At 66.8% G+C, this 10,648-nt stretch carries 8 protein-coding genes; 3 read left to right on the plus strand and 5 right to left on the minus strand.

Going from position 1 to position 10,648, the window contains the following annotated elements:
- Nucleotides 1-8: 8 nt before the first annotated feature.
- The 3 genes from JF515_RS08960 to thiC are packed head-to-tail and all read right to left on the minus strand — an operon-like array spanning nt 9 to nt 2,957.
- Complete coding sequence (locus JF515_RS08960) at nt 9-464, minus strand: DUF1249 domain-containing protein (RefSeq protein WP_203103362.1); 456 nt, start codon at nt 462-464, stop codon at nt 9-11.
- Nucleotides 461-1,087, minus strand: a complete 627-nt coding sequence (locus JF515_RS08965) for an NUDIX domain-containing protein (RefSeq protein ID WP_203103364.1) — start codon at nt 1,085-1,087, stop codon at nt 461-463. Before JF515_RS08965 ends, JF515_RS08960 begins: the two co-directional genes overlap by 4 nt.
- Entirely contained in the window at nt 1,080-2,957 is a 1,878-nt protein-coding gene (gene thiC, locus JF515_RS08970; RefSeq protein WP_338015191.1) for a phosphomethylpyrimidine synthase ThiC, read from the minus strand. Before thiC ends, JF515_RS08965 begins: the two co-directional genes overlap by 8 nt.
- A 237-nt stretch (nt 2,958-3,194) precedes the next feature.
- Here thiC and JF515_RS08975 point away from each other — a divergent pair, with 237 nt between their 5' ends.
- Entirely contained in the window at nt 3,195-4,610 is a 1,416-nt protein-coding gene (locus tag JF515_RS08975) for a TolC family outer membrane protein (RefSeq protein ID WP_203103366.1), read from the plus strand.
- On the opposite strand, the gene waaA is transcribed toward JF515_RS08975, so the two are convergent.
- Nucleotides 4,556-5,833, minus strand: coding sequence for a lipid IV(A) 3-deoxy-D-manno-octulosonic acid transferase (gene waaA, locus JF515_RS08980; protein WP_203103368.1), 1,278 nt, complete (start codon nt 5,831-5,833; stop codon nt 4,556-4,558). The two genes, JF515_RS08975 and waaA, sit on opposite strands and share 55 nt — an antisense overlap.
- Before the next feature lie 139 nt (nt 5,834-5,972).
- Between waaA and JF515_RS08985 the strand changes: the two genes are divergently transcribed.
- Nucleotides 5,973-7,193: an FAD-dependent oxidoreductase gene (locus tag JF515_RS08985; RefSeq protein WP_203103370.1), complete on the plus strand. Its 1,221-nt coding sequence runs from the start codon at nt 5,973-5,975 to the stop codon at nt 7,191-7,193.
- Nucleotides 7,190-7,975 carry an aldo/keto reductase gene (locus JF515_RS08990; RefSeq protein WP_203103372.1) on the plus strand — a complete coding sequence of 262 codons (786 nt, stop codon included), beginning with the start codon at nt 7,190-7,192 and terminating at the stop codon, nt 7,973-7,975. The genes JF515_RS08985 and JF515_RS08990 overlap by 4 nt, the downstream gene beginning before the upstream one ends.
- Nucleotides 7,976-8,228: 253 nt before the next feature.
- Here JF515_RS08990 and JF515_RS08995 read toward each other — a convergent pair whose 3' ends face one another.
- Entirely contained in the window at nt 8,229-10,571 is a 2,343-nt protein-coding gene (locus JF515_RS08995) for a DUF6351 family protein (protein WP_203103374.1), read from the minus strand.
- Nucleotides 10,572-10,648: the final 77 nt, after the last annotated feature.

A 10,648-nucleotide genomic window follows, 5' to 3' on the forward strand; every position in this document is an offset into this window, starting at 1 on the left:
AGCCGCCGTCAATCCCCGGTGCCGGAACGGCGCCAGGGCTCGGCGGTGTCGTGCCCGTGATCGCGCACATGGCTGAGCCATTCTCCCAGGAAGCGGTTCCACTGGGCCTTCTCGTCACGCTGATGCATGTGCGAATTGGGATAGGGATAGCGGGCCTGCACACGCCGGAACGGGCTTGCCTCGGTGACTTCCGCCAGGCGGGCATCGTGGTAGAGGCGCACGGTGAGCCGGGGCGCCGGCATGGCATCGTGCACCGCCTGGTCCTGCAGGCGCAGGGTGGTGGTGTAGGGGGAACGCTCCAGCACCTGGATCGACACCGTGCGAACGCGCTCGCGGCCCAAGGTCAGGTCCAGGCTGTCGCGCTCGCCCAGGGCCCGCAGCAGCGGCTGCAGGCGCGCGTAGTTGGACTCGCATTGAGCCATCAGGTCGCGAAAGTCCAGCCGGTAGCGGCGCGCGCCACTCACGGGCGCCACTCCCGGTCCAGAGCGTCACGGTGCAACAGCAGCCATTGCAGGGCGATCAGCGAGGCGGCATTGTCCACCCGGCCACTCTGGAGCAACGACTCGATGGCGGACACCGGCTGCACCACCACGCGAATGTCCTCCCCTTCGTCGGCGACACCGTGGATGCCGCCGGCCTCGCTCAAATCCGCCTGGCCGACAAACACCCGGAGCCGCTCGTTGGAACCGCCGGGGCTGGGCATGTAATGGGCTACCGGGCGCAGATCGCCGATTTCCACGCCGGCTTCCTCGAACGCTTCGCGGCGCACCAGATCGGCCACCGGCTCGCCTTCCTTATCGGCGAGGCCGGCCACCAGCTCCAGGCACCAGGGGGTGTCGCGCCACTCCAGCGCGCCGACGCGAAATTGCTCGACCAGCAGAATTTCGCCACGCACCGGATCATAGGGCAGCACCGCCGCCGCCGGCGGACGCACGAACAGTTCACGCGTGACCGGCGCGCCCCAGCCGCCCTCGTAATGGCGGTGACGCAGAGTCAGCCGCTCGACCCGGAAAAAGCCCTGGAACGGGGTTTCCCGTTCCAGGATTTCCACGTCCTTGACGGTGAAGACCGGTTTCGGATCATTCATGGGCTTTGTGATAAATCTCCGCTCCCTTGTCACGAAACTCCCGGGACTTCTCTTCCATGCCGGCTTCCGCCTCCGCCACCTGGGCACGACCATCACCATAGGTATCGCGTACCTCCTGGCTGATCTTCATGGAACAGAACTTGGGCCCGCACATGGAGCAGAAATGCGCCACCTTGTGCGCCTGCTTGGGCAGGGTCTCGTCGTGGAAGGCCCGCGCCCGGTCCGGGTCCAGCCCCAGGTTGAACTGATCTTCCCAGCGGAATTCGAAGCGCGCCTTGGACAACGCGTTGTCACGAAGCTGGGCACCCGGGTGGCCCTTGGCCAGATCGGCGGCGTGGGCGGCGATCTTGTAGGTAATGATGCCTTCCTTCACGTCTTCCCGGTTGGGCAGCCCGAGGTGCTCCTTGGGCGTCACGTAGCAGAGCATGGCGGTGCCGTACCAGCCGATCATGGCGGCGCCGATGGCGCTGCTGATGTGGTCGTAGCCCGGGGAAATATCAAGAGTCAACGGCCCAAGCGTATAGAACGGCGCCTCGTCGCAGTGCTTGAGCTGCTCGTCCATGTTCTGCTTGATCATGTGCATCGGCACATGGCCGGGGCCCTCGATCATCACCTGCACGTCATGCTTCCAGGCAATCTTGGTGAGTTCGCCGAGGGTGCGCAGCTCGGAGAACTGGGCCTCGTCGTTGGCGTCCGCCAGGGACCCGGGGCGCAGACCGTCGCCCAGGCTGAAGGTGACGTCATAGGCCTTCATGATCTCGCAAATTTCCTCGAAGTGGGTATAGAGGAAACTCTCCGTATGATGCGCCAGGCACCACTTGGCCATGATCGAGCCACCGCGCGACACGATGCCGGTGGTGCGATTGGCGGTCATCGGCACGTAGCGCAGCAGCACGCCGGCGTGGATGGTGAAGTAATCGACGCCTTGCTCCGCCTGTTCGATCAGCGTGTCGCGATAGATCTCCCAGGTCAGGTCCTCGGCGATGCCGTTGACCTTTTCCAGGGCCTGGTAGATCGGCACGGTACCGATCGGCACCGGCGAGTTGCGCAGAATCCACTCGCGGGTTTCGTGGATGTTCTGGCCGGTGGACAGATCCATCACCGTATCGCCACCCCAGCGGGTGGCCCAGGTCATCTTGGACACCTCTTCCTCGATGGACGAAGTGACCGCGGAGTTGCCGATATTGGCGTTGATCTTGGTGAGGAAATTGCGGCCGATGATCATCGGCTCGATTTCCGGGTGGTTGATGTTGGCCGGGATCACCGCCCGACCGCGCGCCACCTCGTCGCGCACGAATTCCGGCGTGATCTCATCGGGAATCGCGGCGCCAAAGCTCTGCCCCGGATGCTGGCCGGTGGGCAGCCCCGCCTCGCGGTGCTCGCGCAGCCGCTGGTTTTCACGGATGGCGATGAACTCCATCTCCGGCGTGATGATGCCCTGCCGGGCATAGTGCATCTGAGATACATTGGCGCCGGCACGGGCGCGGCGCGGCGCGCGCACATGCGGAAACCGCAATCCCTCGGTGGCGATGTCGCGGGCGCGGCGACGGCCGAACTCACTGGTCAGGCCATCCAGTTGCTCACTGTCGCCCCGTTCCTCGATCCAGGCACCACGCAGGGCGGGCAGGCCCTGGCGCACATCGATGCTGGCGTCCGGGTCGGTGTAGGGACCGGAGGTATCATAAACCGCCAGCGGCGGGTTATCCTCGAACTTCCCGTCCGCCAGAGGCGTGGGCTGTTGGCGGATTTCCCGCATCGGCACCCGGATATCGGCCCGGCTGCCGGTCACATAAATTTTTCGCGAACCCGCGATAGGCTGGCAGGCTTCGTCGATGGCATTGGGTACGGCGTGACGTTGCTCGTCGGGCACGTTCGGCCTCCAGGCTGCGTATGAATAGGGAGGAAGACGCCCCGCTCCCGGAACCCGTCCGGCGGACGGCCCACGGGGGGAGGTCGGCGGCAGGCCCCACTATAGCCACGGCGTCAAAGCCGAACAACCGCGACACGGCGGCATTCCGGTCGGGCGGGAGTGTCAATCCGGTGGACTTACTATTACCATACTGCCCAGTTCAGCTTTCCAAGAACCCTAAACACGGTGGATGAACCCATGAAGCGCAGTTCCCTAACGCCCCTCGGCATGCTGATGGCCCTGCTGGCCACCGGCGCCGTCCAGGCCGCCGATCTCACCGACGTGGCCAATGCGGCCTGGGATTACGATGGCACCTGGCGCGCCGATCGCAAGACCTGGGAAGCGGAGCAGGAAACCCTGGTACAGGGCCGCGCCGCCTTGCTGCCGACCCTCGACGCCTCCTACGGCAGCTACCGGAACGATCGCACCATCGAGGACGGCGACGTTGATCTCGAGTATGACAGCGAGGCCACCACCGTGACCCTGGCCCAGCCGCTGTTCCGCCTGGACGCCTTCTACGGCTACAAGGAAGCCAAGGCATTCACCTCCGTGGCCCAGGCCAATTTCTACCAGGCCCGCCAGGACTTCGTGCTGCGCACCGCCCAGGGCTACTTCGGCGTGCTGCGCGCCTGGGACACCCTGGTCTCCGCCCAGGCCGAGGAGAAGGCCATCGGCCGCCAGCTGGAACAGACCCAGGAACGCTTCGACGTGGGCCTGGTGCCCAGCACCGACGTGGAAGAAGCCCAGGCCGCCTATGACCTGACCCGGGTGAACCTGATCGTCGCCCGCCAGGAATTCGAGATCGCCCGGGACCAGCTCGAGACCCTCACCGGCCGTCAGTGGGAAACCCTGGCGGAACTGCGCGAGGAGCTGCCCATGGCCGGGCCGGAGCCGGCGGTCATGACCGATTGGATCGACAAGGCCGCTTACCAGAACCCGCAGATCCTGGCCGCCCAGTACAACGCCAAGGCCGCCGGCTTCACCGCCGACCGCCAGTTCGGCGCCATGATGCCCCAGGTGCAACTGGTGGGCAGCTACACCCACAACCACACCGACCCGGACGACGATTCCGGCGCCGCCGTGGGCAGTGGCAGCACCGGTATCACGCCGGACAACCACGGCACCCAGGTGGGTATCGAAGTGAGCATGCCGCTGTTCCGCGGCGGCGGCCTGAACAGCCAGCGCAAGCAGGCCGCGTTGCAAGCGGACGCCGCCCAGCAGCAATACGAGCAGGCGATCCGCGACATCAGCCAGCAGGCGCGCACCTCCTACCGCACCGTGGAAGCGGACGCCCTGCGCGTGCAGGCCCGCAAGCAGGCGATCCGTTCCGCCCGCTCCGCCCTGGAAGCCACCCAGTCCGGCTATGAGGTGGGCACCCGCAACGTGGTCGACGTGCTCAACGCCCAACAGGCCCTGTACGCCGCCCAGCGCGACTACGCCAATGCCCGCTACGACTACATCCTGGATACCCTGACGCTGAAGTCCGCCGCCGGCGAACTGGACGTGGAGGATCTGGTGGCGGTGAACGAGTGGCTGTCCGGCCAGGAGACCCTGGATCTTTACAACCCGGACCTGGAAGGCCAGAGCGAAGCGCAAATGTTCAGCCCGCGCTGAAGCGCGCCCCGATTGGCGGCCACCACCCCGGCCGCCGCTTCCCCCCGACGCCGGCGCTCGCCGGCGTCGTCGTGAAGGGCGGCCAGCGTCGCCGCCAGTTGCTCCTCTCCCGACACCACCGAGAGCGCTCCGGCTTCGTCCAGCAGGGCGGCGATGGCGGTGAAATTGTGCAGATGGGGCCCGGTCAGCACCGGCTTGCCCCAGGCCGCCGGCTCCAGCAGGTTGTGACCACCCACCGGCACCAGGGAGCCGCCCACGAAAGCCAGATCGGCGGCGCCGAACAGCATCAGCAGCTCACCCATGGTGTCCGCCAGGTAAACCGCGACGCCGTCGTCCACCGCCTCCTGCCGGCTGCGGCGGGCGAGCCCCAGGCCGGCTCGCCGTACCAGGGCGGCGACGTCGTCGAAGCGCTCCGGATGGCGCGGCACCAGAATCAGCAGGGCGTCCGGATGCGTGGCCCGCAAGCGCCGGTGGGAAGCCAGCACGATCTCGTCCTCGCCCGGGTGGGTGCTGGCGGCGATCCACACCGGCCGCTCGCCCCAGGGCACGCGCAACGCGGCGGCCCGTTCACGCACCGCGTCATCCAGGCCCAGGTCGAATTTGACGCTGCCGTTGACCACCAGCCGCGACCGGCTCGCGCCCAATGCCTCGAAGCGGCGGGCCTCCGCTTCGGTCTGCACCGCCAGGGTGTCGAAACGCGCCAGCATCGGCCGCACCAGGCGCGGCAGCCTGGCGTAGCCCCGGTAGCTTTTCTCCGAAAGCCGGCCGTTCATCAGCAGCAGTTTCGCCCCCCGGGCCTTGGCGGCGGCGCACAGATTCGGCCACAGCTCGGTTTCCAGGATCACCACCAGGCGGGGATCGAAAGCATCCAGGAAACGCCGGTAGGCACCGGGCAATTCCCAGGGGCAGTAAACATGGGTGACGCGCTCGCCGAACAAAGCACGCACCCGCTCCGAGCCGGTGGGGGTGGTGGTGGTCACCACCAGAGGCGTGTCCGGATGGGCCGCCAGTAACCCCTCGATAAGCGGTGCCGCCGCCAGGGTCTCGCCCACGGACACCGCGTGCACCCAGACGCTGCCATTCAGGGTGCCGCGCCGGTAGCCCAGCGCCAGGCGCTCGCGCCAGCGTTGCCGGTAGGCGGGCGCGCGCCGGCCGCGCCACCACAGGCGCAGGAATAACAGGGGCAGGGAGAAGTACCAGAGCAGGGTGTACAGCGAGCGCATGAAAAATCCTTGGGAGAGCACCTGCACGCAAACACGCAACACGCTTGCACGCGCCGCGGGCGGACGTGCAAGCGTGTTGCGTGCAAGCGTCTTTCCCCTCCTATGCTAGCATAGCCGCGCATTGAACCGAGGTAGAGCCATGACCGACAACGCCCGGGCGCCCAGCCTGACACCGGACATTCTGATCTTCGGCGGCGGCATCGCCGGCCTGTGGCTGATGCACAGCCTGCGGGCCCGCGGCTTCCAGTGCCTGCTGCTGGAAACCGGCACCCTGGGCGGCGCCCAGACCCTGGCCAGCCAGGGCATTATCCACGGCGGCCTGAAATACGCTCTGGGCGGCGGCCTGTCCAGCGAGTCCGAGGCGATCGCCGGCATGCCGGACCGCTGGCGTGCCGCCATCGACGGCCGCGACAACGTCGACCTGAGCGGCCTGCGGGTGCTCTCCGATACCCAGAACCTGTGGTCCACCGGCTCCGTGGCCAGCCGCATGACCAGTTTCTTCGCCAGCAAGATGCTGCGCGGGCGGATCGAAAAACTGAGCCGTGACCAGTTCCCCTCGGCCCTGGCCAACCCACGCTTCAAGGGCCGGGTTTACCGGCTCGACGATCTGGTGGTGGACACGGAAAGCCTGCTGCGGGTGCTGGTGGCGCCGGTGCGCGACCGGCTGCTGTGCTTCGAACCGGGCCGGGACCAGCTGGAATGGAGCGATGACGGCCTGCGCGCGGTATCCATCAACGGCGTGCGCATCGAGCCGCGCCTCACCGTGCTGGCCGCCGGCGAGGGCAACGCCGCCCTGCTCGCCGACGCCCAGAAAAGCCGGCTGTTTCCCCGCGAAGCGGCTCAGAGCCGGCCCTTGAAAATGGTACTGGTCAAGCACCGGCTGGGGCACCGGCTCTATGCGCACTGCGTGGGCGCCAGCAACAAGCCGCGCCTCACCGTCACCACCCACGAGCTGCCGGACGGTGACCTGGTCTGGTACCTGGGCGGCGAACTGGCGGAAAAAGGCGTGGAACGCAGCGACCAACAGCAGATCGCCGCCGCCCGCGCCGAGCTGGACGCCCTGTTCCCATGGCTGGATTTCAGCGACGCCCGTTTCGCCACTCTCGATGTGGCCCGCGCCGAGCCGCGCCAGCATGGCCTGGCCAAGCCGGACAACGCCTACGCCCGCCGGGACCGCGATCTGATCATCACCTGGCCCACCAAGCTGACCCTGGCCCCGGACCTGGGCGACCGGGTCGACGCCCTGGTGGCCGAGCACGGCCTGACCCCCGGCGCGCCCCTGGGCGAGTTGCCCGAGGCTCTGCCCCGGGCCCCGGTGGGCCAGCCCCAGTGGTACCGCTGCTTCGGAGAGCACGGATGAGTTTCCTGCGCGCGCTCGGCGACACCGGCCTGACGGTGAGCGCCCTGGGCCTGGGCACGGTGAAGATCGGCCGCGACCAGGGCGTCAAATACCCCACCGCCTTCTCCATCCCGGACGACGACGCGGTGCGCCACCTGCTGGCCCGTGCCCGGGACCTGGGCATCAATCTGATCGATACCGCCCCGGCCTACGGCCGCAGCGAGGAGCGGCTCGGCGAGCTGCTTACCGACCGCCACCACTGGGTGATCGTCTCCAAGGTGGGGGAGGAATTCGACAATGGCCAAAGCCACTTCGACTTCAGCCCGGAGCATACCCGCGCCTCGGTGGAACGCAGCCTGCGCCGGCTGGCCACCGATTATCTGGATTGCGTGCTGGTGCACTCCGACGGCAACGATCTGGAGGTGCTGCGCCAGGGCACCCTGGAAGTGCTCGACGATCTGAAACGGGAAGGGAAAATCCGCGCCACCGGCGTTTCCACCAAGACCGTGGAAGGCGGCCTGGAAACCCTGCGCCGCGCCGATCTGGCCATGGTCACCTACAACCTGGCCGAGCGCGACGAAAAGCCGGTGATCGACTACGCCGCTGAACACGGCAAGGGCATTCTGATCAAGAAGGCCTTCGCCAGCGGCCACCTGGCCGCCGACCACCCGGACCCGGTACAGGCCAGCCTGGACCTGGTGCTGGGCACGCCGGGCGTGGGCGCGGTGATCGCCGGCACCGTGAATCCGGCGCACCTGGAAGAGAACGTCGCCAAGGCCCGACGCGCCTGCGGGGAGGCATAGCCGCGCTTTGGCAGGAAATTTCGCTCCAGCCGGGGCGCGGCTCAGGGATGGCTTGAGCGATCCCGGAAGGCACCCACACAGATCCGCGTCCCGGATAGAGACCTCCCGCATCGATTTCCCGCCAAAGCTCGATCAACAAAAAAAGCCCCGCCGAAGCGGGGCCGAGACTCGTCAAACATCACCGTTGCCGGCGTCCCGAGCCTGACGAGGACACAAGGATCGAGCTCTCCCGATCAAGCGCCTGGGCGCTATCTCACAAACCCTCCGGCCGGCCCTGGTCGGGCTGGCTGTAGTCGCACACGCCGTCGGGGAAGATGGCGTTGAGGCGGTTCACCTGGTCGGAAGTGGGCTGCCAGGTGCCGTAGGTGCCGTCCTCCAGGGCCACCGACACGGGCTTCAGCGCGCACTTGAACACATCGCCCTGAATCGGCGCGCCGGCGACGATCCGCGAGGTGGAATGGACCGGGAAGTGCGCGGTGCAGGCTCCGTCGTCCTGCTCATCCAGAATGCCGTTCCAGACATCGTCGCCCCGGGCGATCAGGTTGCCGTCGGTGTCGAAGCAGGTATCCACCGCCAGCTCCGGTTTGTTGCCGGCCACGCCGGCTTCCGGGTTGGCGCGCAGATTGGCCATCCAGTCGTCGATCACCTCCAGAGCCAGGGGAACCGCGCTGTAGTTTTCCTCGGGCCGCGCGTCGGTGAACCAGATCACCTGATTGTCCGCATCACCGTCATGGTCCCGCATGCGCTGGCGCACCACGAAGGACTGATGCACGTTGTGCATGTCCAGCTCGTGTTCCAGGTAGGGACGGTAATCGATGATCGGAATGCCTTCCGCCTCGCCGTGGAACACCATCCCGGACTGGTAGGCGCCGTTCATGGCTTCCAGGTCACCCTCGGTGCGCGGCGCCGGCGACGACGGGTCGCTGCCCAGGGTCATGTTGCGGCTGCTCCAGGGGTCAAAGATGGACGGATCGTTCATCACATCCTGCTCGCTGCCCAGGAACGGGAAGCCTTCCTGCACCATGTCCTTCTGGTCCTTCCAACCCCCCACCCGGGCATTCAGGTCGAGGAATTCCTCCGGGGTAATGCGGTGCGCGTTCAATGATTCCAGGCCGTACTGCACGCCCACGTTGTCGAACAGGGTGTGCGGATAGCCGTCGCCATCGACGCCGTAGATGTTGCGCAGGTCGTCGTAGTGGCTCCAGTTCACCGTGGCCATCAGACCCGGCGGCTGCATCTGATCCTGGTTGTCGGCCTGGCCGTAGTAGGGATTCATGGTCAGGGGCGTGAGGCCGCGCCAGGATTCCACGCACTCGGTGGAACCCGGCGCGCCGCCATAACCGAGCTGCTGCTTGGCGGCGTAGAGCGGATCTTCCACGTCGTCCTCCGCGTTGAGGCCCACCAGCCAGGTACGGTTCTTGGTGGTCGCCCACTTGGGGTTGTCCTTGTCGGTGGCGTCCATGTAGTACTCAAGCAACTCGCAGTCACCGATGTGGATGGTCTGGGTGACCATGTCCGGGTAGCTTTGCACCGGAATCGCCGCGTCGATCAAACCCGGGTGATTCTGCGCGTACACGTATTGCTGAATGGCACCGCCGGAGGCGCCCAGCCCCACCGTGTACAGTGGCTCGCCGTATTCCTCCAGGAACCGCTCCTTGACCATCAGCGCGGTCTCGCCCCCCACTTGCATATTGTAGTGCTCGCTCATGCGGGTGCCGGTGGAGTAAATGATGGCGTAGCCCTGGCCGAGCACATCCGGCTGCAGCGCACGGCGTTTGTAATCCATGCTGCCCTGCGTGTGACCGATGCCCACGCCACCCTGGAAGCGGAACATCAGGCGCCCGTTCCACAGGCCGGTGTCCAGGGAACCGGCTTCCTCGCCGGCCTCGGCGAGCATGGCGATGGAATAGATAAAGCGGTTGATGGTGCCGCGTTCCCAGCGCACCACGAAATCCACCTCGCGGCCGTCCGACAGGATGGTGGTGGCCATGTCCGCCGGGCGGGAACCGCCATCCGGCAGCCGTTGATACTGGCCGCCGGTGGTGCGGTACCAGTATTCGGTGTAGGGCTCGATGCCGCAGTCGCGGCTCAGCCCGATCTGCTGATTCTGGTCGTCATAGACCGGAAAGCCCTCGTTGCCATCGGTGTCCACCAGCGGCTGCTTGCCCAGCTCGGATACCGTGGTGCACACAAAGGGGTACTGATGCGGGCCGGAAAACATCGGTCCCTCCACCGGATAGTTGGTGAGGGTGAGGCGGGCCAGGGTACCGTGGTCCGGGTGCCAGACCGTGAGTTCGTTGTCGCCCTGTTCAAGGCCACGGACCATCCCCTCGACGCCCTCGCCGCTGGCCTGGAATCCTTCGGTGTCCAGGTCCTCGCCGTTGAGGCGCAGGCGCGCCCCGGCCAGCAGGTCGGCATCACCGCGCACCGCCACCCGGGCATCACCGCCACTGACCCATTGTGGCTCGCTGGACACCACCCGCAGGCTGGCGGACGGCGCCGCCTCGGAAGAACTGGAACTGGAATCGCCGCCGCAGGCGGCAAGCAGACTGGCGACCGCCAACGCGAGCGCGCCGCCCGTTACGCGTACTGACATGATGCTCTCCTCGATATTGTTGTTATCCAGGCCATGACCCGGTGGCTTCAAGGTAGGAGCGACGGCGGCGGCATAAC

It is taken from the genome of Alloalcanivorax marinus (genome assembly GCF_016785095.1).
Classification (GTDB): domain Bacteria; phylum Pseudomonadota; class Gammaproteobacteria; order Pseudomonadales; family Alcanivoracaceae; genus Alloalcanivorax; species Alloalcanivorax marinus_A.